Source organism: Bosea vestrisii, from assembly GCF_030144325.1.
Taxonomy (GTDB): Bacteria; Pseudomonadota; Alphaproteobacteria; order Rhizobiales; family Beijerinckiaceae; genus Allobosea; species Allobosea vestrisii_A.
Genome location: NZ_CP126308.1, coordinates 238404 through 259757 on the forward strand (window position 1 = coordinate 238404; position 21354 = coordinate 259757).

Annotated in this window: 17 protein-coding genes and 3 pseudogenes; 10 read left to right on the top strand and 10 right to left on the bottom strand. The window is 63.6% G+C overall.

The features are described from left to right. Nucleotides 1–96 precede the first annotated feature (96 nt). A complete protein-coding gene (locus QO058_RS30270) occupies nt 97–567 on the bottom strand; it encodes a M23 family metallopeptidase (protein WP_284173143.1) in 471 nt (156 codons plus the stop codon). A 155-nt stretch (nt 568–722) separates the two neighbouring features. Next, a complete protein-coding gene (locus QO058_RS30275) occupies nt 723–1454 on the bottom strand; it encodes an SH3 domain-containing protein (protein ID WP_284173144.1) in 732 nt (243 codons plus the stop codon). 87 nt (nt 1455–1541) lie between these two features. On the opposite strand from QO058_RS30275, the gene QO058_RS30280 reads away from it, so the two are divergent. Next, nucleotides 1542–1838 (top strand): hypothetical protein, encoded by a 297-nt coding sequence (locus QO058_RS30280; protein WP_284173146.1) that lies wholly within the window; start codon nt 1542–1544, stop codon nt 1836–1838. Between the two features lie 203 nt (nt 1839–2041). After that, a complete protein-coding gene (locus QO058_RS30285) occupies nt 2042–2989 on the top strand; it encodes a toll/interleukin-1 receptor domain-containing protein (RefSeq protein WP_284173147.1) in 948 nt (315 codons plus the stop codon). A 393-nt stretch (nt 2990–3382) separates the two neighbouring features. Here QO058_RS30285 and QO058_RS30290 read toward each other — a convergent pair whose 3' ends face one another. The 4 genes and pseudogenes from QO058_RS30290 to QO058_RS30305 all read right to left on the bottom strand — a co-directional run bounded on the left by QO058_RS30290 (nt 3383) and on the right by QO058_RS30305 (nt 7086). Beyond that, a complete protein-coding gene (locus QO058_RS30290; protein WP_284173148.1) occupies nt 3383–4360 on the bottom strand; it encodes a YiiG family protein in 978 nt (325 codons plus the stop codon). 126 nt (nt 4361–4486) lie between these two features. After that, nucleotides 4487–4801: pseudogene (locus tag QO058_RS30295) on the bottom strand (IS110 family transposase); the annotation flags it as partial. 670 nt (nt 4802–5471) lie between these two features. Beyond that, a protein-coding gene (locus QO058_RS30300) for an IS5 family transposase (protein WP_284173150.1) occupies nt 5472–6235 on the bottom strand; the annotation gives its coding sequence in 2 pieces (ribosomal slippage) (nt 5472–6121 and nt 6121–6235; 765 coding nt in all). Nucleotides 6236–6438: 203 nt separating this feature from the next. Continuing rightward, nucleotides 6439–7086 (bottom strand): VOC family protein, encoded by a 648-nt coding sequence (locus tag QO058_RS30305; protein WP_284173151.1) that lies wholly within the window; start codon nt 7084–7086, stop codon nt 6439–6441. Between the two features lie 579 nt (nt 7087–7665). Between QO058_RS30305 and ytfQ the strand changes: the two genes are divergently transcribed. The 5 genes from ytfQ (at nt 7666) to QO058_RS30330 (ending at nt 12918) form a co-directional block, all read left to right on the top strand. Further along, complete coding sequence (gene ytfQ, locus QO058_RS30310) at nt 7666–8631, top strand: galactofuranose ABC transporter, galactofuranose-binding protein YtfQ (RefSeq protein WP_284173152.1); 966 nt, start codon at nt 7666–7668, stop codon at nt 8629–8631. Between the two features lie 67 nt (nt 8632–8698). Beyond that, the gene (locus tag QO058_RS30315; protein ID WP_284173154.1) at nt 8699–10219 is read left to right on the top strand and encodes a sugar ABC transporter ATP-binding protein; all 1521 of its coding nucleotides are present in this window, start codon (nt 8699–8701) and stop codon (nt 10217–10219) included. Between the two features lie 14 nt (nt 10220–10233). Further along, nucleotides 10234–11217: an ABC transporter permease gene (locus QO058_RS30320; protein ID WP_284173476.1), complete on the top strand. Its 984-nt coding sequence runs from the start codon at nt 10234–10236 to the stop codon at nt 11215–11217. Between the two features lie 8 nt (nt 11218–11225). Continuing rightward, on the top strand, nt 11226–12197 hold the full coding sequence (yjfF, locus tag QO058_RS30325) for a galactofuranose ABC transporter, permease protein YjfF (RefSeq protein ID WP_284173477.1): 972 nt from the start codon (nt 11226–11228) through the stop codon (nt 12195–12197). Next, the gene (locus tag QO058_RS30330) at nt 12172–12918 is read left to right on the top strand and encodes a FadR/GntR family transcriptional regulator (protein ID WP_284173155.1); all 747 of its coding nucleotides are present in this window, start codon (nt 12172–12174) and stop codon (nt 12916–12918) included. Before yjfF ends, QO058_RS30330 begins: the two co-directional genes overlap by 26 nt. Nucleotides 12919–13204: 286 nt before the next feature. Here QO058_RS30330 and QO058_RS30335 read toward each other — a convergent pair whose 3' ends face one another. From QO058_RS30335 to QO058_RS30350, 4 genes are all read right to left on the bottom strand, one after another. Next, entirely contained in the window at nt 13205–13564 is a 360-nt protein-coding gene (locus tag QO058_RS30335; protein WP_284173157.1) for a hypothetical protein, read from the bottom strand. Between the two features lie 93 nt (nt 13565–13657). Next, a complete protein-coding gene (locus tag QO058_RS30340) occupies nt 13658–14236 on the bottom strand; it encodes a DUF6973 domain-containing protein (RefSeq protein WP_284173158.1) in 579 nt (192 codons plus the stop codon). Nucleotides 14237–14253: 17 nt separating this feature from the next. Next, the gene (locus QO058_RS30345) at nt 14254–16836 is read right to left on the bottom strand and encodes an SH3 domain-containing protein (RefSeq protein WP_284173159.1); all 2583 of its coding nucleotides are present in this window, start codon (nt 16834–16836) and stop codon (nt 14254–14256) included. 230 nt (nt 16837–17066) lie between these two features. Next, on the bottom strand, nt 17067–18176 hold the full coding sequence (locus tag QO058_RS30350; protein ID WP_284173160.1) for a DUF1521 domain-containing protein: 1110 nt from the start codon (nt 18174–18176) through the stop codon (nt 17067–17069). 380 nt (nt 18177–18556) lie between these two features. Here QO058_RS30350 and QO058_RS30355 point away from each other — a divergent pair. From QO058_RS30355 to QO058_RS30365, 3 genes and pseudogenes are all read left to right on the top strand, one after another. Then, nucleotides 18557–19239: pseudogene (locus QO058_RS30355) on the top strand (response regulator). Nucleotides 19240–19438: 199 nt separating this feature from the next. After that, on the top strand, nt 19439–20785 hold the full coding sequence (locus QO058_RS30360) for a type II and III secretion system protein family protein (RefSeq protein ID WP_284173478.1): 1347 nt from the start codon (nt 19439–19441) through the stop codon (nt 20783–20785). 8 nt (nt 20786–20793) lie between these two features. Beyond that, nucleotides 20794–21345, top strand: a pseudogene (locus QO058_RS30365) (CpaD family pilus assembly lipoprotein); the annotation flags it as partial. Nucleotides 21346–21354: the final 9 nt, after the last annotated feature.

The window sequence follows — 21354 nt, forward strand, 5'->3', positions numbered from 1 at the left end:
GCGCCGTTCCCTTGGCCGACCGTCACCGCCGGGCCCCAAACGGGCTGGCGTCTCCTCTCTCGCGTGCACCCGCCAAGTGCGGGGGACCGACCCTCGTCACGGCGATGGCGGAAGTTCTAAGCTCCACCTGTCGAGGAAAGGCGTAGGATCGACCAGATCCTTGCGCCGATTATAGGGGGCGCTACCGTTGGAGAGTTCGCCACTCGCGGTCTTGTCGTACATCTCAAAGTGAATCATTGTATTCACAATCCCAGTCATCTTGGTGACCCATCCAATTACCTGTCGTTTATAAACTACGGACCCGACTCTGAGTCCCGCCGGCAATTGCGGCTTGCACTCACCGTAACGAACAATGAAATCTCCATGGTCGACTGTCACCGCCCAGGCGTTCTTATAAAACAGTCGAAAGATGATGATCTCGCCATCCGCAACGGCATGCATGGGGGTACCATCGGGCGCATAGAGGTCGCATCCTGCATGCACGCGTGTCCGGGTTCGATAGGCACCGAACCGGCGGATGCCAGTTTTCCAAGACTGCGATGGCACGAAAGCCAGCGGAAAGGCCATGTTGGTCCTCCGTAGAAGCGATTTTCGAGCAATAACTCTACGTCAATTCAAACGGCGTGCAATATGTCCGTTCTTAAATCTATAGATGTATCGGAAGCCGGACACAGCGCTGGTGAGGGCGAGCGACCAGGCCGGCGCGCTGGCGGCGCTCGCCGTCATCGTCCGCCGCGCGCCTTGTAGTTCGCGATCATGGACGGCGTAACATCGTCGGCGAAGCAAAGTGGCGCCCTCCCGCCACCGCGTGAGTGAGCGCTTCTGCGCCCACAGGACCGTCCGGCACGGTCGGTATGATAGGGGCAAGCGCAATTGCCTGAATAGGTTGCCATGCTTCGCGCGATCAGGGCTGCAACGATCGCCGCTGTATCAAGGGGAGCGATAACGTTCGGTGGGCGCTTCTCGCTATCAACTTCACGCGGGGGCACTGTCGTCAAGCGCCGCGTGCTCATCCAGCCTTCAACAGCGGTGATGGGATGACGAACTTCCACCCATCCCTCGCGCCGCGCGAGCTCGGCCACCTCCATGCCTGTGGGTAGCCGGTCGAGGATCCGCGCGTTGCCATCCGGCGCCTCGCGAAGGGGAACTTCCTTGCCCGTCACATAGAGGCTGCGAATGTTCGGTTTGGGCGGAACGGCACGACGTTCCGGAAGCCGGAGATCGGTTGGCGCCAGAGATCGGTTCACGAGCGCAGGTCGGGAAACTGGACCGGGTAGATAAGCCTGAGCCGCAGGCGGAGAGGAAGGGAGTTCAAGACCTACAGCAGCGACGGGTTTGCTCGTCGGCGCAGATTTGTTTTTCTCGCCGAAGATGGCTGCGGCGAGCACTGCGACACCGACAATCAATCCTACTTGGGCCCGCCCCATCGTATCTATGCCCAGATTTGCTTCCAAAGCAGGCTAGGTTATGCTTTCGGCAAGCTCAAGCGGCTGACGTAGAAGCAAATAGGTCGAGGACCAAAATTTACAGAAGGGCTAAAGGTGACCGATCCTCGGCCTTTTCACGTTCTGCTGGAAGTCGATGGCCTTCGGTTTCACTCCAAACTCCGCGAGATCGAGGCTTGGCTCGCCGATTGGGAAGTTGACGCAGAGATCGGCTCTGTTCTGGTGATTACAACGACATTGAGGATCCGATTCGCGGATGAACGCGCCGCGTATGCATTTCGACGCTGTTACGGCGGAACCCTGGAGACACTTGCAGAGGTTTCAAGAGCTCAAGCTGCGGACAAGGTCGACAGTGATCTGTACGAGCAACTCGCGCGAAAATACCCTGACTGACATAGGCTTCCAGACCCAAGGCTCTCCTTTTCGCGTCCGCAGGCTACCTGCTCGCGCAATCCCTCTGGCAACTACAGCGCGATCTAGGCGATTCCAGAGCCAATCTGGCCAGAAGTGCCGGGCTTGGAGTAGAGATTCGGTGGCCCCTGTCTGCTCCCCGGGGGCGACGTAGAATCGTTCGTCGGAGCCGATGTGGGATCAGGATGTCCGACTTCTTCATCAGCTACACAGGCGTCGATCGGCAGTGGGCCGAGTGGATTGCCTTCGTCCTCGAGGAGGAAGGCTTCACGACGATTCTGCAGGCATGGGATTTCCGGCCCGGCAGCAACTTCGTTCTGGAGATGCAAAAGGCCTCCGAAGCCGCCCAGCGAACCATCATGGTCCTGACCGCGGATTACCTCAAATCCGGGATGGCGGCGCCGGAATGGGCGAGCGCCTTCGGCCGCGACCCGCAGGGATTGGAGCGGCGGCTGCTTCCAATCACGGCGCGCGCTTGCGAACCCCAAGGTCTGCTGAAGACGATCGTCCAAGTCCGCATCGTCGGAATGGACGAGGCTAATGCGCGGGAGGCGATCCTGGCTGGCGCGAACCGAGCCCGCGCCAAGCCGTCCAATCGCCCTGCGTTCCCAGGCTCGGCCTCTCCCGCGGCTCATAAGGCGTTCCCCGGACCGGATACTGTGTCGAGGCAGCCTATCCGCCCCTTGCTCCCGAAACTCAAGGTACCGTTGACCGACGTCGATCAGCGTCGTTTCGCGAAATCCGCGTTCGGGACCATCCGGACCATCTTCGGCGCTAACCTAGAGCAGGTCGCGAGGGAGAACGATCGGGTGGAGTTCGACGTCACGGATACGACGGCGGCCGATTTCCGGGCAGAGCTTTTTCTAGACGGGGCCAGCAAGGGAGCGTGCCGAATCTGGCTGGGCGGGATGATGGGCGATAACAACATCTGCTTCGCGGAAGGCCGCATTTCTGGCAACGGCTGCAACGAAATTCTGATGCCAGCCACCGCCGACAACGAGCTGTCGCTGTCGGCGACCATGGCGATGGGCTACCTGGATTTCGAGCGGCGGACTGACATGAAGAAGCTCACGCCAGAACAGGCCGCAGACTATCTGTGGGAGCGGTTCACCAGGGCGTTCAGATCGGGATAGGGTCAGCACGATAGCTGCGTTTGTGGGATTCGTAGGCCCTGAGTCGAATCTTGCAGACAAGCGGCCCGCGCGGCTGACTGCTTCAAGCGCCTGACGATCAGTTCCGACCGAGTCTTGGAAGGTGAACACGACGGCACGGCACCACGCCCGATCCCACGAAAATGACGAGGAGAAAGTCGGATGACGCCCGCAGAGATCAAGTCAAGCATTCAGAACGCTTAGCGGCACCCGCCACCTTAGCCCGCCCTAAACATATGTTGTTCGGCCCGGCCGCGCCGGTGGGGTTGAGCGTGAGGCGCCCCATGCTGCTGGTGGTGTTGAAGGCCTGCGTCATCGAGACGAAGGAGACGCCCTTGGCATCGAAGGCCTCGACCTTCCCGTGAGCCGGCGCGCCTAGTCCGGGTTGCGGAGATAAGAGAGGATCGCATCCGGCATGGCATAGTCGATTTCGCGGCGAGCGCTCCAGAACGACGAGCGCGGCCGATCCTCCGACGCCTCCTTGAACGCCTTGGGAGTCTTGGCCTCGCGAAGGAGACGGCGCATCTTGACCGCGACGTCGTCCTGCAGGATCGCTTCATAGAAGCGTTTGACCATGACTTGCGGCGCCTGCTTCAGCGGCTCGAAGCTCGCCTTGCGCTCCTCCGACAAGGCCGAAATATCGCGAACGAGGCCCTCGAGCGTGGCGCGATCAGCAGCTGCGAAACGTGCGAGCTCGCGTGACAGGGCACGCGCCTTCTGCCAGTCGGCGATCATGGTCGCGACGATCTCGGGATGAGGCGCGGCAGCCTTGCGGCGGTCGATCACCTGCACGGCGAGATCGCGATAGATTTCCGTGAGTTCGGCGTCGAGCTGATGGCAGCTCTTGCCAGCAGCGAGAAGTTTCGCGTTCAGCTCGTCGCCCTTCTTGAACTTGTCGTCCTCGTAATCCTTGGCATTGATGTAGGTCGCGAGATCCTTGAAGACTTCTCCGCTGCCGCGCAGCACCTCGTTTGCGCTTCTGATTGCCGGCTCCGCCCTCAGCTTCAACGGCTCAGGTAGCGAGGCCGGGAGCGGCGGCAGGCTCTGATAGGAGCGGACGGAATAGTTCAGCGAAAGCGCCGGCGTCTTGCGATTGCGCCAACTGTCGTAGTCATTGGTGTACCACAGGCTCCAGGCCGCGTTGCCGCAGGCACTGCTCAGTTCGCGAACTATGTTGAAGAGCTGATCTTCCTGCCGCTGATCCGCGCTCGGCAGCAGGATGGCGCCCGGCGCGGCTTGGGCGTAGCGAGTGCGATGCGCGGGCTCGGCCATGGTCGGCCCGGCGCCGAGTAGCATGCAGGCAAGAACTTGCCCGCAGATCAGACCAGATGGCCAAGCGATTCGGATCGACATCGACTAGGTCTCCACGTCTGAACAGGCAGGGTTCCATACGTCACCGGGCTGACTGTGGGCAAGTTCGTTACCAAGCTCTTCTGGGTTCTTTGGAGCGAGCCACGCCTTAGGCAACCGCACAAGGGTATTTGTGTGCAGCACAGCTTCACAAATGGCCTCTGCATCGGCCATGTCGTTCTTCTGACGCTTCACGTACGGCTTCACATAGCTGGGCGGCATCAGTCGCACGTCGTGACCAAGGTCGCTCAGCTCCCGAGCCCAATGGTGCGCCGTGCCGCATGCCTCAATCCCAATCAGGCACCGCGCCAACTTGCCGAAGAACGACAACAGGCGACCGCGCGTGAGCTTCTGTCGGATGACGACAGCACCACTCTCATCGACTCCGTGCACCTGAAACACCGACTTGGCGATGTCCAACCCAATCGTAACGACCTGACCCATGGCTCTCCTCCGGCTCAAACCGGAAGCTTACGCCTCCGGCAGGGGTGGAGAGCCGTCCACAGCATCAACTGCGGGCTCGGGGTCTGTGCCAGCAAGCGGACGTTCAGCCGCCAGCAGATGCGGGGTCGGTTGGCGGCCCATTGCGGTAATTCGAGGTGCTAAAACCACAACGCCCGGAGCTGGCCGCTTCCTACCCGTTCAGGACTTCAGCTGGCGCGGTCAAAGCCTCCGGGCGCCGCGCCAAGTATTTATGAAGTGCTCGAAGTCGGTGCTGGGCCTCACACCGTGGACGTTGACGTAGTGCTTGTAGCCTTCCGGCCATTTCCACCCCTCGAGCCGATATTCAACGCTCCCATTCTGGCAAGCGCACAAACGACAGAGAGAGAAGCCACGATATCGAATTTTCTCCGCGTGCGTCATCGGCCGGTCAAGAGCCTGCAGAAAGGCCACTCTTCCAGCCCATGATGGAGCCGGGACGGGCCATGGCAGAGCGGAAGGCTCATCGATGTGGCTGCGCCAAAATCCTTCCTGTTTCGATTGGTCCAGCAATGCGTCCTCAATTGTGTAGTCACCCCTTCGGTGAACTGCCATTTACTGCTTGATGAATCTCTACAACACCATGTCAACAGTCTTCCAGACGTCTGCCATGTCCTCCGCCCGGACCCGCTGACTAGGGCGTGGACTCATAACGCGCGGCCAGCCATAGCCGGATAGATGCGAGTTGGACGAAGGCAAGGTAATTGGCGGCGAGCCTGTCGTAGCGCGTCGCCACCCGACGACATTGTTTGATCTTGTTGAAGAACCGCTCGATCTGGTTGCGAGCGCGGTAAAGATACGGGCTAAAGCAGATCGGATCGCTGCGATTTCTTTTCGGCGGGATATTGGCCCACGCGCCTTTTTTCATGGCCAGCTCTCTGATCCAGTCGGCGTCATAGCCACGGTCGGCAAGCAGCATTGATCCGGATTTCAGACGAGACAGTAGCTTTCCAGCAAGTCGGACGTCGTGGGCCTCGCCGGGGCTTAACGCCAGTCGCACCGGCAGACCTCTGCTATCGACTACAGCATGAATTTTGCTCGTCAAGCCGCCGCGTGATCTTCCAATCGACTGACGCTGGTTCCTCGTGATGCAGGCTCCATGCTGATGCACGCGGACAACGGAGGTATCGATCATCTGGATAGCAGCATCATGAGCACCGGCAAGTGCGTCGATGATGCGGCTCCAGACACCAGCCCGCCGCCACCTTACAAATCGGTTGTAACAGGTGGTGTACGGCCCAAACGCCTCGGGCAGATCACGCCACGGCGCTCCGGAGCGCAAGCCCAGAAAATGCCATTGAGGACACGGCGGTCGTTAACCCGTGGAACGCCACGCGGCTTATTCGGCAGCATCGGCTTGATGGCAGCCCATTCATAATTCGCGAGTTCATAGCGCATGATTCGCCCCTCAAATCAGAGGCTTGAATCATGGCTCGGCAGTCAGACACAACTTGGCTTACCAAGAAGTAGCTTGGTCCCTTTCACACTACGCAGATTTATTATCCCTCTTTGAGTTTTGTTATTCATGACTAGGCGCCGACAAAAGCGAAGGCGAAGCAATTGCTATCGCCCAGACTTGAGTTTGTTTCAAAGAGCCGCGCTCAGTCAGCAGGGCCCGCGAACAGAATTAGGTTGCCGTCAGGATCAAGAACGACGAAGTTCCTCGCGCCCCAAGGTTCTTTCTTCAGTTCTTGATGGAAGCTCACGCCTTCGGATTGGAACTCCAAGAAGAGTTGCTTGATCTCCGCTGCGGTATCCACGGTGATCGAGGCCGACAAAAGTTGCTCGCGCTGGCGAATGTCGCCGACAAAAACCGGCTCGCAAACAAGCCGCAGGCAAAGTCGCGCACGGTCGCGCTTGACCACACCGTAAAACGGCGGATCACCGTATACAAAGTCGGTTGTAAAACTGAGTTTCGACGTGAAGAAATCGCACGAGGCCCTGACGTCAGCGACGTAGAGCTGAGCCTCGGTCCCGCTGAGTATCGGAGCTGTCGTTGCCTGTTTGACTTGAGTGCTCATGGCTGGGGTTCCTGCCTTAAGCGCCTGCCATCCCTCGAAGCCCAATTGGCGAGCGACAAGCTCTTGCGCGTCGCTGAGCTTGAACGTCGCCTCCAGCACCTGATAATCGTCAAGGCAATGAAACCGAGGTAACGTAGCTCTGATCTCGGCGGCAACCGGGTGATACCGCTCACGATGCCAGCGTAGATACTGCTTGGCCTGCTTCTTCAGGTTTTCGAGGTTCGGCATGGGCGCAACTACGGTTTACACTTCGTAGGTGGGCATTGCCCCTTCGGCCTCAGCCGACGCGCCCTACTGCAGCGACCACATGGTGCCCGCACCAACGGTAGGTTGTCAACGGCGGCGGCGTCTCCTGATCGACTTTCTGCGACGTCCGCTTTCCGCCGCTGCTCGCCGACAATCGGACATCAGGCGCGCTTGCCCCCAGCCCCGATTTATGAGTGCACGGCCTAGCTTGAACTAACGTCAGCTAGCCACCCTAGGCCGGTCGTTGCAGCGGCCGGACGTCTCAAGGCAGCCTGGCGCCACAAGCAGACTTTGGCACAACGGCCGAAAGCGGACCTCTAATCAGAATCGTTCATCCGCAATTCTTCCGGCCTTGGATCCCACTCAAGTCGTCGCCGCCGTGTCCACCTGGACATAGAGGAACGACGCCTTTGTCGCAGTTCGGGGTGCTCGTCTAAGGGCTGGAGTGGTGCTGATAAGTCAAACAATATGACTATTCAGCCCTCAAAGGTTGTGGCATGGTCCCGTTGCAACAAGCGCTCTCCAGAGGCGCGTAGTGAACGACGAAACGGAGAAACGCCAATGAATTTCAAGGCTTTGAATGCCGCGGTCGTGGTCTGCGGCGCGCTCGTTTGCTCGGGTGCAGGCGCCAAGGAGTTGACGATCGGGTTTTCCCAGATCGGTTCCGAATCCGGTTGGCGTGCCGCCGAAACGACAGTGTCGAAGGCGGAAGCCAAGAAGCGCAATATCAACTTCAAGATCGCCGATGCCCAGCAGAAGCAGGAGAACCAGATCAGGGCGATCCGTTCCTTCATTGCCCAGGGCGTCGACGCCATCTTCCTCGCGCCGGTCGTCGCCACCGGCTGGAACGCCGTGCTGAGGGAGGCCAAGGAGGCCAAGATTCCGGTCGTGCTGCTCGACCGCGACATCGATCCGTCCGGGAAAGACCTCTACCTGACCGCAGTCACCTCCGACAGCGTCCATGAAGGCAAGGTCGCCGGCGAGTGGCTGGTCAAGACCGTGGGCTCCAAGTCCTGCAACGTCGTCGAACTGCAAGGCACGGTCGGCGCCAGCGTCGCAGCCAACCGCAAGAAGGGCTTCGAGCAGGGCATCGCCGGGCATGCCAACCTGAAGATCGTGCGCAGCCAGACCGGGGATTTCACCCGAGCCAAGGGCAAGGAAGTGATGGAGAGCTTCATCAAGGCCGACGGCGGCGGCAAGTCGATCTGCGCAGTCTATGCCCATAATGACGACATGATGGTCGGCGCCATCCAGGCGATGAAGGAAGCGGGCTTGAAGCCGGGCTCCGATGTCCTCACCGTCTCGATCGACGCGGTGCCCGACATCTTCAAGGCCATGGCGGCCGGCGAGGCCAACGCCACCGTCGAACTGACCCCGGATATGGCCGGACCTGCCTTCGATGCCGTCATCGCCTACAAGACCAAGGGCACGACCCCGCCGAAATGGATCCAGACGGTGTCGAAGCTCTACACCGGCGCCGACAATCCGCAGGCGGTCTATGAGAGCAAGAAGGACCTCGGCTACTGAGCCGAAGCTCGGGGTGGGCGCCACCGCGCGCGGCGCCCACCCCGCGCGGCACACATCCAGAGGTCGCATGATCCCGCCCGAGACCGTTCCACTGCTGGCGCTGCGCGGCTTCTCCAAGTCGTTCGCCGGCGTGAACGCGCTGGACGGCGTCGACTTCACGCTGCAGAGCGGCGAAATCCATGCCTTGCTGGGCGAGAACGGCGCGGGAAAGTCTACGCTGATCAAGACGATGACCGGCGTCGTCGCGCGCGATGCCGGCACGATGCAACTTGACGGCGTGGAGATTGCTCCCCGTTCGACCGGCGAGGCGACGAAGGCGGGCATCGCCACTGTCTATCAGGAGGTCAATCTCGCGCCGAACCTGTCGGTGGCGCAAAATCTCTTCCTGGGTCGTCAGCCGACACGCTTCGGTCTGGTCCGCGAAGGCGAGATGCGTCGCCGGGCCCGGGCGCTGCTCGCCGAATTCGACCTCGGCATCGACGTCGCCGTGCCGCTGGAGAGCTATTCAGTCGCGATCCAGCATATTGTCGCCATTGCGCGTGCGGTCGATCTCTCGGCGCGCGTCCTCATCCTCGACGAACCGACGGCGAGCCTGGACGCGCACGAGGTCGCGATCCTGTTCGCAGTCATGCGTCAGCTCGCGGCGCGCGGCATAGGCATCATCTTCGTGACCCATTTCCTGGATCAGGTCTATGCGATCTGCGACCGGATCACCGTCCTGCGCAATGGCAGGCTCGCGGCCTCGGCCGCCACCGCGGAACTGCCGCGCATGGAGCTCGTCCAGACGATGCTCGGGCGCGAGTTGCGCGAGGCGACGGCCGCGCGTCCGGTATCGGCACCGCGCGAGAGCGAACCGGTCGCAATCTTCCGCGGCTTCGGCAAGGCCGGCTATGTCGAGCCTTTCGATCTGACCTTGCGGGCCGGCCATGTCGTCGGGCTCGCCGGCCTGCTGGGCTCCGGTCGCACCGAGACCACCCGTCTCGTCTTCGGCGCCGAGCGCGCCGACAGCGGCAGCGTGACCGCCCGAGGGCAGAAGGTCACGCTCCATTCGCCGCGCCAGGCGATGCGGCTCGGCTTCGGCTACTGTCCGGAGGAGCGCAAGACCGAGGGTATCGTCGCCGAGCTGACCGTGCGCGAGAATATCGTGCTCGCCCTGCAGGCCAGACGCGGCGTGCTGCGTCCGCTCTCGCACCGCGAGCAGGACGAGATCGCCGGCCGCCTGATCCGGCTGCTCGACATCCGCCCGCCCGACCCGGAACGGCCGATCGGCCTGCTCTCCGGTGGCAACCAGCAGAAGGCCCTGCTGGCGCGCTGGCTTGCGACGAAGCCTGCCATCCTCATCCTCGACGAGCCGACGCGCGGCATCGACGTCGGCGCCCATGCCGAGATCATCCACCTCATCCGCGCGCTCTGCGCCGAAGGCATGGCCCTGCTCGTTGCCTCGTCCGAGTTGGAGGAGATCGTCACCTACGCCGACGAGATCGTGGTGCTCCGCGACCGGGCCCATGTCGCGCGGCTGGAGGGCGAGGCGGTGAGTGTGCCGACCATCCTGGCGGTGATCGCCGCCGAAGCTGCGAAGGCCGTCTGATGCCGCGCAAGGCCGTGTCGTTTGTCTTGCCGCGGCTTGGGATGCCGCAGATCGTCGCGCTGATCGTCATCTTTGCGATCAACAGCTTCCTCTCGCCGCATTTCCTTGAGCTGCGGGTACAGGACGGCCGACTTTTCGGCAGTCTCGTCGATGTGTTCAACCGGGGCGCGCCGGTCGCCTTGCTGGCGCTCGGCATGGCGCCGATCATCGCCATGCGGGGCATCGACCTTTCAGTCGGCGCTGTCATGGCGATCGCCGGCGCTATCGCGGCGAGCCTGGCGGACAGCCATGCCCTGGGATTCGTCCTTGTTTGCGCGCTTGGCGCCGGCCTCATGTGCGGCCTGTGGAATGGGGTGCTCGTCGCGCTGCTCGGCATCCAGCCGATCGTGGCGACGCTCATCCTGATGGTGGCCGGGCGAGGAATCGCGCAACTCATCACCGAGGGGCGCATCGTCACCTTCGCCAACACCGATCTGGCCTGGCTCGGCAGCGGCTCGCTGCTGGGCTTGCCGACTCCGATCGTCCTGACACTCGCCATGCTGGTGCTGGCGCTGCTCGTCGTGCGCGGTTCCGCGCTCGGACTGCTGATCGAGGCGACCGGCGGCAATAGCCGGGCGAGCGCGTTGGCTGGCGTTGGCACCCGTGTCATCACCATCGCAATCTATGCCTGGTGCGGGCTCTGCGCCGCGCTCGCGGGAATCATCGCCGCGGCCGACATCATGGGAGCTGATGCCAACAATGCCGGCCTCTGGCTGGAGCTCGACGCCATCCTCGCGGTGGTGATCGGCGGCACCTCGCTGCTCGGCGGCCGCTTCAGCCTGGTCCTGGCGGTGCTGGGCGCCCTCATCATCCAGGCGATGAACACAGGCATCCTGTTGTCGGGCTTCCCACCGGAGATGAATCTCATCGTCAAGGCGATCGTGGTGCTGGCCGTGCTGCTCGCCCAGTCGCCGCGACTCACCGGCCTCGGCCTGCTGCTGTGGAGGCGGCGCCCGTGAGCCGTTTCATGCCCGTGCTCGCCACGACGGTCGTATTCGCCGTCGGCTTCGCGATCTGCTCGCTGATCTATCCGAATTTCGCCTCGCCGCGGGTGGTGATGAACCTGCTCACCGACAACGCCTTCCTCGGCATCGTCGCGGTGGGCATAACCTTCGTCATCATCTCCGGCGGCATCGACCTCTCGGTCGGCTCGGTGATCGGGTTCACGACCGTCTTCCTCGCGCTCGCCATCGAGCGGGCCGGCATGCCGCCGCTGGCCGCCTTCGTCGTCGTCGTGCTGCTCTGTGCGCTGTTCGGCGCACTGATGGGCGCGGCGATCCAGTATTTCGAACTGCCCCCCTTCATCGTGACGCTGGCAGGCATGTTTCTGGCCCGGGGCGCGAGCTTCCTGCTCTCGACCGAGTCGATCCCGATCACGGCGCCCTTCTATGGCGAGCTCGCCGAACATGCGCTCCTGCTGCCTGGCGGCTTCAGGTTGACGGTGCCGGCCATGATCATGCTGGCCGTGGTGGCACTGTGCGCCATGCTGCTGCACTTCACGCGCTTCGGCGCCAATGTCTACGCGCTCGGCGGCAGCCGCAGCGCGGCTGCGCTGATGGGCATCGAGGTCGGGCGCACGACGGTGCTGATCTATACCCTCTCCAGCGTGCTTGCCGGCATCTCCGGCATCGTCTTTTCGCTCTATACCTCGAGCGGCTACTCGCTCTCGGCCGTCGGGGTCGAGCTCGACGCCATCGGCGCGGCCGTCATCGGCGGCACGCTTCTGTCCGGCGGCCACGGCTTCATCTTCGGCACGTTCGTCGGCGTGCTGATCCAGGGCCTGATCCAGACCTATATCAGCTTTGACGGCATGCTCTCGAGCTGGTGGGCCAAGATCGCGACAGGCCTGTTGCTCTTCGGCTTCATCGCCCTGCAACAACTGATGCTGCTTCTGGCGCGTCGGCGACGCCCGCGTGCGTTCGGAGCCGGAACACGATGACCTCCCCCTTATCGTCATTCGGGCGCGCCGGTCCCATTCGAACCATGCGGAGATAGCGCGCAGCATCGGGATCGACATCATCGTCGGCCGCTATCCCAATGGAGCAAAGCTGCCCGGCGACGCCGAGCTGACCCTCACCTTCGGCGTCTCGCGCCCGGTGCTGCGCGAGGCGGTGAAGACCCTCGTCGCCAAGGGGCTGTTGAGCACCAAGGCGCGTGTCGGGACGGTGGTCCGGCCGCGCGCCGCCTGGAACATGTTCGACCCCGACGTGCTGGCCTGGCATCTCGACGCCGGCATCGACAAACGTTTCCTGACCGACCTCGCCGAGATCCGGCTTGCGATCGAACCGCGCACCGCTGCGCTCGCCGCCGAGCGCAGGACGGAGACCGACCTCATATTGATGCGCACCGCGATCGAGCGGATGCGTGCCGAGGCCGCTCGACAGACGGCGGATTTTGCCGAGGCCGATCTCAGCTTGCACGTCGCGATTGCCAACGCCGCCGGCAACCCCTTCATGCGCTCGATCGGCGCCGTGATTGCAGCGGCGCTGCGAGCGTCGTTCCAGCTCAGCGCGCCGAAGGATTCCGACGACTATCGCGCCACCGTCGCGGCCCATGAGCGCATCGTCTACGCCATCGCTGAACGGGATGCGGCCGTGGCTGCGACGGCGATGACCAACGTCATCCTCATCGGACTGCGCCGCCACGAACCTGCAAGCTGAGCGCCGATTGTTGAAAAAGTCCGATCGGCTCCAAAGTTGAGCATCAGCCCCGCTCGACGAAGAAGAACCTGCTGCTCGGCTCAGAAAAACGTGCTCCATAGGAGGCTTCATCGGCCGCAGAGGGATGAAATTTCTACCTTCGCGCTGGCCGACCCTGCCCAAAGTATTGCGGCCAACTTTTTCAACACAATCCGTCAAGAGCGGATATTGGAAGGCCGCCCGAAAGCGGACGCAGCACGCAAAACGTATTCGAGGGTTTCGATGCTTTGCCGCTCAGCCGTGTCACTCAACCTCTGTCGGTGAAGTAGCGCGCGACCTTGCCGGCGCCGTCGAGCTCGACGACATAGTGCTCATAATCGACGCCGAAGCCTGGCATGCCGAGATTATAGATCAGGCGCTCACCACGACGGCTGTCGGGCGGGCCCAGCAGCTCGGTAACCTCGGCCTCCGACATGCCAGGACGCAGGCGCTTGCCGAGATCATCGGTCATCAGTGAGCGCTTGTTCTCGCTCGGCTTGGCGCGAGCCTCGGCGATCCAGCGCTCCTTGCTGAACACCGTCGGGTCGGGCGCGAGCAGCTTGCGTGCGCCGAGCGCTATGCCGGCCAGCACGATGACGCCCAACACCACGAGCAGAATTGTCTTCATTCCGGCCTCTGCCGGCGCGCCGCCCCGAAGCGCGCCTCTGTCTTTCATCTCATGTCCAGTCGGGGATGAGCCAAACCCGCCGGTGCTACAAGACTATGACGTGCTGACCTCCGGCGTCGGCCTCACGCCTCGTACCGAACCGTCATCGGCCTCACCATGCTGGCCGTAAGCAACGTCATCGCTCCAGGCGAGCTCGCCATCGCGGTCGATCACGATCATCTCGCCGTTCTCGATCGCGCGCTGCACCAGGTCGGCGAGCTCTCCGTCGGAAGCATCGGCATTCTGTTCGGCGATGCGGCGGCCGACCTCGTTGTTGTAGAGATCCATCGCCTCACGATCGGCCGGGTTCTCGACACCCTCATGCGCGGAGGTGAACCGTTCGGTGAAGTCGTTGCCGAACTGCTTGGTCATCAGCGCATTCCAGTAGGCGTGACGGAAGGCATCGGAATGCCCGTCATTCTGCGCCCAGCTGTCGAAATCATCGGTGACTTGCGGGTTCTGCGGGAAGCCGTCGCGCAGATTCTCCGGCCTTGGATAGCGCTCGAGCGCGACCGTCTCAGCCTTGCCCTTGATATCGCGCATGTCCCGGAGGCCGAACACGCTGAGGCTGTCCATCATATCCGCCTCGGTCGCGGTCAGCTTGCGCTTCTCGTCGGTGAACAGACCGGCCAAGCCGCCGGGACTCCACATCACGGTGCCGCGCGGATCCTCCTGGATCTGATAGTCGTGCAGGATGCGGTCGAGCTTGGGATCGCGCCCGATGGGCTCGTCAGGAGGCGGCAGCGGCTCGTCAGGTGCCGGCTGCTCGGTCGTCTCGGTGGGTGGCGTCGGCTGGTCGCCGGAGGAGGACGAGCCGCTGTCCGAGGACGACTCGCCGGAGGTGGCCGGCGGCGGCTGGGGCTGGTCGCCGCTGGGCTGGTCCGGGCTTGGCGTTTCGTCCCCGGACTGCGAGCCGCTTTCCTCACCGCGCGGAACCGGCTGGGGCGGCGACGGGCTGGTGCCGCTCGTGCTCGGCTGCTCGCTGTCGCCGGACGGCGTGCTGGGAGAATCCCCTCGCCGCTCGGCGCCTGCGACTCCGCCGAAGAATTGGCGGGCGGCGCTTGTGGTTCCGGCTGTGGCTCCTGCGGCGGCGGATCGACCGGCGGTGCCGCGGTGCCGGGCAGGTAGACCTTGTCGCCGGCGAAGACCAGGTTCGGATCGACCAGATGGCCGCTGTTCAGCCGCACCGTCTCGCGCGGGTCGGCGCCGGCGCGCTCGGCCGCCTGCCAGACCGATTCGCCCTCGGCGATGGTCACGGCGCGATAGCCCTGCTGTTCGAGATCGGGGTTGATGCGGCCGGTCGGGCCCATCTCGCCGATCTCGTTGCGCTGCACATAGCGCCCGTTGACCCAGCCGGTCGCATCGCGGCCATCGACGCCACGGCCGCTGACCTCGACCCACTCGTCGCCATTTGCATCGATGCGGCGCTGACCGGTCGCGTCGACGAAGGTGCCGTTGCGCAGGACGGTGAGCTTCTGCGCCTCGGTCGATGGGTCCGCGCGCAGGTTGAGCCCGTCATGGGGAACGACCACGAATTGCTCGGGTTGCGGCTCGACGGGCTGCTCCGGCTGATCCTGCGGCTGGTCGACCTCTTGAGGCCGCTGGGCGAGATCGGCACCGGTGAAGGTCCGCGTGCGCCGGTCGGTGATGTCGTCGCGGCCGACATTGCCGATCAGCGAGACGCCGAACTTGCCGACATCGGCGACGGTGAGCCCGAGCTCGTGCTGCTGGTTGACGCCGCTGCGCGCGATGCGCTCGTCTTGCGTCGTGACGCTGAAATCCTCGCCCATCCCCGCCGCGGCCGCCCGGAAATCGCCCTGCAGCAGCGAGGAAATCACTGGGCCGGCATGCTCAGCCGGATTGCGCGTCGTCGCCTCGATCGAGACGCGGCGCTGGTCGGTGCGGCTGAGGTCGGCCAGAGACTGATCCTGATAGGTCAGCTCGATGCGCGCCGAGACCTCGTCCGGCGCGCCGAGCCCATCGATCTCCGGCATCGGCCGACCGGCGACCTCGCTGAGCGCCTGATCGGCCGGAATGTCCCAAGACAGGCTCAGTTCGCCACGCAGCGTGCCATGGTCGACGATGTTCTGCGGGATGTAGCCGAGCTCGAACTGGTCGAACTGCTGCTGGCCGATGGTGAGCTTTTCCTTGGTGCTCGAATCGAGATCGCCGGCGAGCGTATAGGTCAGCCGTCCCGGCTCGCCATTACGCGGCACCTCGACGGTACGGATGACGCGCTGGTTCTGGTCGAGGCGCGTCTCGATGCCGAGATTTACCGCCTTGGCGCCGAGCTTCAGTCGCTCCTGCGCATTGAGCTCCTGCGAGTAGCTCGTGATGTTGTCGCGCAGGAAGGCCATGTCCTCGGCCGGGGGCCGCAGCGGCGCCGCGGCGAGATTGCCCGGCGTCGGCCAGGAATGCGTGTCGCTCAGGCTGCCGTCATCTTCCGGCACCGGATTTGAGGCGGCGCCGATCGTTCCGACTCCGGGGATCGGCGCGTTAATCGCATCGCGTACTGCTTCCGAGGCGCCCAGCCGCTGCAGGATTCCAACTGCGCGTGTCGCCTCCTCCTGCGTGGCGAAGTTCATCGTCACCGAATCGGAGCTACCGAGGTTGAACTCGGCGGCCGGGTCGATCCCCGGTGTCGCAAGCTCGCCCGTCAGTCCACCCTGCAGGCGCTTGTCGAAGGTGACGTCATAGGTCGGAGCCGGCTCCCCCTCCCCGCCATCGCCGCGCTGGGCGACCGTGATGTCGTAGCCGTACTGGCCCTTGACCCCGACGCCGACCGGGATGCGCGCGAGCGGCACCTGCAACTTGCCCTCGGCGGTCATGCTCATGACCACCTGATCGCCGTCGCTGTTCAGCTTGCCGATCTCGTCGCCTGGATTGACCAATGTGTTGGCCGCATCGCCGATGCCGGTCTCGACGCCTGAGCTGCTCGAGCCGCCCTCGACCGGCGTGGTCGAGCCGCTTGCCGATGTGGAATCGCTCGCCGGGACAGACTGATTGTCGTTCTGGGCCTCGCCGCTGGTCGAGGTCGACGCCGGCCGGGTGGCGCGCCGTTCCTCTTCCGTGGCACGCGCCCGCGCCATCTCGGCGTTAAAATCCTGCGCCGACGAGGAATCGGCACCGCTGGAGCCAGTATTCGTGCCTGACGCGCCTTGGGCGCTATCGGCTTCGGACCGGCGCTTCGTCGCCTCACTCGCTCCGGAAATGCTCGCTGCAGCCTGGGCCATCGCGGGTATCCTCGTGTCGCCTCGCGCCGCCGGGAGGTCGGACGCGGATCATGCTGGCGACAGGATGAAGGCCGAAGCTGATAGCAACCTGACGACTGCACAATAATGCGAGTGCACCATCAAGTCGTAGTGAGTGAATTAAGGCAAATATCAAAGTAATAACAGCAACAAATACGGGCGCTCAAGCGCCCGTACCCGTTAAGCAAATCGTCGATCTATATTGGCAGGCTTCAGCCGTAGCGCTGTTCAGCGGCTTCGATCGCGGCCTGGTTGATGCTCTGGCCATTGGCCCCGACCCAGTCCTTGCCGCGCTCGTAGATGATCTGCGCGCCGTCGGCGGTGAGCTGGTCCAGCGTCGTGCCGGCATTCGACTGGATGAGCTCGAGATTGTTCTTGCCGTCCTTGTCACCGGCGAGGCCCGTCACCTGGATGGCATTGTTGCCGTTGGTGATGGTCAGCCCCGAGGAGAAGGTCTTGCCATTGCCGCCATCGACGGTGTTGACGGTGATCTTGGTGCCGTCGTCGAGCTGGAACGTCATGTTCTCCTTGAAGTCGAAGTCGTTCTTGCCGTCGCCATCCTTGTCGACATGGGGATCGCCCCAGACGCGGGTCACGGCGCCAGTCTCGTTGTTGCGGACAGTGAAGGACTCGTCTCCCTCCTTCAGGTCGATCGTGTACTTGTCGCCGAGGCGGATCTGGGCGGTGCCGTCATCCTTCTTCTCATGCGTCCAGACATCCGAGGCGCCGCTGTTCGAGCCGCTGCCATCCGAACCACCATTGCCTGGCGCCGGCAGATTCGGCCGCGGCAGCTGCGGCAGCTGGCCACCATTGCCGGCGCCGATATTGGCCAGGCCAGCGAATTGCGACATCAGGCCGGCAAGGCCGTCGAGCATCTGGTTCTTGGCCTGCTCGGGAATCTTCGATTCCTCGATCAGCCCGGCGAAATGCTGAAAGCCTTCCATCACACCGGCGAACGCCTCGCGACGGGCCTGCTCGATGCCGGCCATAGTCGGAACGCCGGCGACCGGGCTGGTTTGGCTGGTCGGAAGCGCCGGAAGACCGGGCGTGGGCGCGCTCGGCATATAGGTCGGAGTGCTCGGCGCGCCGGCATTGCCGCTGCCGCGGGTGGCGGCGATGAAACCGGCGGCATAGGCATCGATCAGGTCGCGCTTCTCGCCAGAGGTCGCGGCCGAGCGGACGCTGCCCAGAAAGTCATTGCTGCCCGCCTGCTGCGGCGCGGTAAAGGCGTCGGTCGTGGGCTGCCCGGCCGACGCGCCGCCGACGAAGCCCGGAAACGGAAGGGCTACGGGGATGTAACCCCAATTGGGAATGCCGTTCATGGTCGCGCTCCTTTTGCATCGAACCTTGCGAGCAGCGCATGCCTGGGTCACGCCAAGAGCATCGCACCGCCAACCACGCTGCGACCCTAGGCGACCCAGCTTTCGTGAACCTGACGGGCGCAGGGCACTTTTTTCAACGGTGCCCTGATGCAGCGCCGGCGATTTTGAAGCGCAGGACCGCCGAGTCTGCCGCGTGCACGCATGGCGCGAGGCGGCAGAACGTCTCAGAGATCGAAAGGTTCCGCTGGAGGATATAAATTCTATATTGCTTTGAAATTTTAAACTAATGCTTAGTCAGCCAAGAAACCTGCCTTCAATAAACCGTCACATCGCCCGTGCGATACATAATTTACTTAAAAATATTAAATATGAGGCGAGGGATGCGTACTTTGGTGGTAGAAGACCACGCTGATTTAGCTTCCACCGTCGAGGGGCGCTCTCCGACAACGGCTTTGCCGTGGACCTGACCTACACGCTGGACGAGGCGTCCGTCGCCTTCGGTTGCGCCAGCTACGACATTCTGCTGCTCGATCTTGGCCTGCCGGACGGAGACGGGCTGAGCTGGCTCAAGCAGCTGCGGCGCAACGGCCATTCCACCCCTGCCCTGGTGATGAGCGGCCACAACGACATCATCAGGCGAATCGAGATCTTCAATGGAGGCGCCGACGACTTCCTGCCCAAGCCGCTGTCCACCGACGAACTCATCGCCCGCATGCGGGCCGTCCTGCGGCGGTCGAACCAGGTGACAGACCCGATCATGTCCGTTGGCAATCTGAGCTTCGATCCGGTCGGCCGTCAGGCCTGGATCGCTGGCGCGCCGATGAAGATCGCGCGGCGCGAGCTCTGCATTCTCGAATTCCTGCTTAACCGCGTCGGCAGGATCGTCACGCGCGCTTCGCTGGAGGACAGTCTCTACGGGTTCGACGACGAGGTCTCGACCAATGCGCTGGAGGTCGGAATCTACCGGCTGCGCTCGCATCTCAGCCAGTCGGGCGCTGATCTGCGCATCCGGACCGCTCGCGGCATCGGCTATGTGCTCGAGCCCAGCGAGAGCCCGCGCTGATACCCCGGTTCCTCGAAACGACCGGCCGGTGTCACGCAGATGACATCGGCCTCTGCCTGACATGATGACAGAACCTTTGCCGAGCAAATCGCACGCAGACCATCAAATCGATGACGGAAGACCTGTCGTGAGATCGAGCCTGTCGACTCCGATCGCCGCCGCCTTCTGCGCCGTGGCGGTTCTTTTCTCCCATGCCGCGATGCCGCAGGCCACCAGGCGCGAGCCGGTTTCGGCAAAGCAATCGGCTCCACCTGCCGTGCCGGAAAGCCAGCGCGGGACACTCACCCTGACCTCGTCGCGCGGCGAGACGATCCAGCTCTCCCAAACCGCCTCGAGCATTTTCGTCGCCGATCCGACGATCGCCGATTTCCAGGCGCCGTCCAGCAAGACGATCTTCGTCTTCGGCAAGAAGTCGGGCCGCACCAGCCTGTTCGCGCTGAACGAGGCCGGCCAGGCCCTCGCCGAGTACCAGGTCATCGTCACCCAGCCGATCGAGGACCTGCGCGAGCTGCTGCGCGCGCAGGTCGGCGACCATCCGATTCGGGTCAGCTATACGCCGCGCGGTGCGATCCTCAGCGGCATAGTGCCGAACGCCGACACCGCCGACACCGCAAAATCCGTGACCGAGCAGTTCCTCGGAGCCGGCGCGATCATCGTCAACAGGATCAAGGTCGCCGGCTCGCTGCAGGTCAATCTGCATGTCCGGGTCGCCGAGGTCTCGCGCAGCGCGATGAAGGCGCTCGGCGTCAACCTCACAGCCTCCGGCCAGAGCGGCAATTTCAGCTTCGGCGTCCTGCGCGGGACCGGCAGCGGCAGCGGAGCCTCCCAGGGCGGCGGCACGATCGGCCTCGGCTTCAGCGCCGGCAACACCAATATCAGCGCCGTCCTCGATGCGCTCGCCGGCGAGAAGCTGGTGTCTGTCCTGGCCGAGCCGAATCTCACCGCGATCTCCGGCGAATCGGCCAGCTTCCTCGCCGGCGGCGAGTTTCCGATCCCGGTCTCGCAGGGCAATCAGCAGGTCACCGTCGAATTCCGCCGCTTCGGCGTCAGCCTGGAATTCGTGCCGACCGTGCTCAACAACAACCTGATCAATGTCCGGGTGAAGCCCGAGGTCAGCGAGCTCTCCGCCCAGGGTGCGGTCACCATCAACGGCATCTCGGTGCCTGCTTTGTCGACGCGCCGCGCCGATACCGTGGTCGAGCTCGGCAGTGGCCAGAGCTTTGCCATCGGCGGGCTGATCCGGCGCAATTTCACCACCAATATCAGCGCCTTCCCCTGGCTCGGTGACCTGCCGGTGCTCGGCGTGCTCTTCCGCTCCTCCGCCTTCCAGAAGGAGGAGACGGAGCTCATCATCATCGTCACGCCCTTCATCGTCCGCCCAGCCACCGGTCCAAACGCGATCGGAGCCCCGACCGATCGCATCGCGCCGCCTTCCGATTCGCAGCGCGCCCTGACCAATACCCTGGCGAAGCCCCCGCGCGGTCGGCGCGCCCCGGCGACCACCGTTCCAGGCGCCACCGGCGAGGCCGGCTTCATCATCGAATGAGGACAGCGATGCCCTTGCGATATCTCTTCGGCGTGCTGCTTTCCGGCGCCGTCCTCGGCGGCTGCAACAGCAGCCTTCCGACCTATTACGAGCCAACTGCGCAGGCGATCCTGGTCGAGCCCGAGAACAATGTCCTCCTGCTCAACGCGCTCGGTGGGGCGGAAGGACGGCGGCTCGCCGATCTGATCGCGACGATACGGCGCGACGTGCGCGACGGCGTCCATGTCGAGATCACCAGCGACAGCCCGTCCCTGCGCGCCGGCGTCGCCCGCCTGGCGCGCCGGCTCGGTGTCGATCCCGACAATATCCGCCAGTTCGCTGGTCAGGCCGACCGGCTCGGCCGCTTCCGGGCCCGCGTCGTCGTCGTCGCCTACAGGGCGATCCCGCCGGTCTGCCCGTCGCTCCACATCGTCGGCCCCTCGGTCGAGGACAATTCCTTCGACCAGACGCTGGGCTGCTCCGTTCGATCCAGTCTGGCGCTGACGATTGCCGATCCCAGCCATCTACTCGGCAATGACGCCGTGGTCGCGAGCCAGGGCGACCGGGCGGCGATCCCAGTTGCGAACTAC

What these genes read in the sequence shown, in the direction of transcription:
- QO058_RS30270 (WP_284173143.1), bottom strand. Translation starts at nt 567, where the DNA reads ATGGCCTTTCCGCTGGCTTTCGTGCCATCGCAGTCTTGGAAAACTGGC.
- QO058_RS30285 (WP_284173147.1), top strand. Translation starts at nt 2,042, where the DNA reads ATGTCCGACTTCTTCATCAGCTACACAGGCGTCGATCGGCAGTGGGCC.
- QO058_RS30290 (WP_284173148.1), bottom strand. Translation starts at nt 4,360, where the DNA reads ATGTCGATCCGAATCGCTTGGCCATCTGGTCTGATCTGCGGGCAAGTT.
- QO058_RS30305 (WP_284173151.1), bottom strand. Translation starts at nt 7,086, where the DNA reads ATGCCGAACCTCGAAAACCTGAAGAAGCAGGCCAAGCAGTATCTACGC.
- ytfQ (WP_284173152.1), top strand. Translation starts at nt 7,666, where the DNA reads ATGAATTTCAAGGCTTTGAATGCCGCGGTCGTGGTCTGCGGCGCGCTC.
- QO058_RS30315 (WP_284173154.1), top strand. Translation starts at nt 8,699, where the DNA reads ATGATCCCGCCCGAGACCGTTCCACTGCTGGCGCTGCGCGGCTTCTCC.
- yjfF (WP_284173477.1), top strand. Translation starts at nt 11,226, where the DNA reads ATGCCCGTGCTCGCCACGACGGTCGTATTCGCCGTCGGCTTCGCGATC.
- QO058_RS30335 (WP_284173157.1), bottom strand. Translation starts at nt 13,564, where the DNA reads ATGAAGACAATTCTGCTCGTGGTGTTGGGCGTCATCGTGCTGGCCGGC.
- QO058_RS30345 (WP_284173159.1), bottom strand. Translation starts at nt 16,836, where the DNA reads ATGGCCCAGGCTGCAGCGAGCATTTCCGGAGCGAGTGAGGCGACGAAG.
- QO058_RS30350 (WP_284173160.1), bottom strand. Translation starts at nt 18,176, where the DNA reads ATGAACGGCATTCCCAATTGGGGTTACATCCCCGTAGCCCTTCCGTTT.
- QO058_RS30360 (WP_284173478.1), top strand. Translation starts at nt 19,439, where the DNA reads ATGCCGCAGGCCACCAGGCGCGAGCCGGTTTCGGCAAAGCAATCGGCT.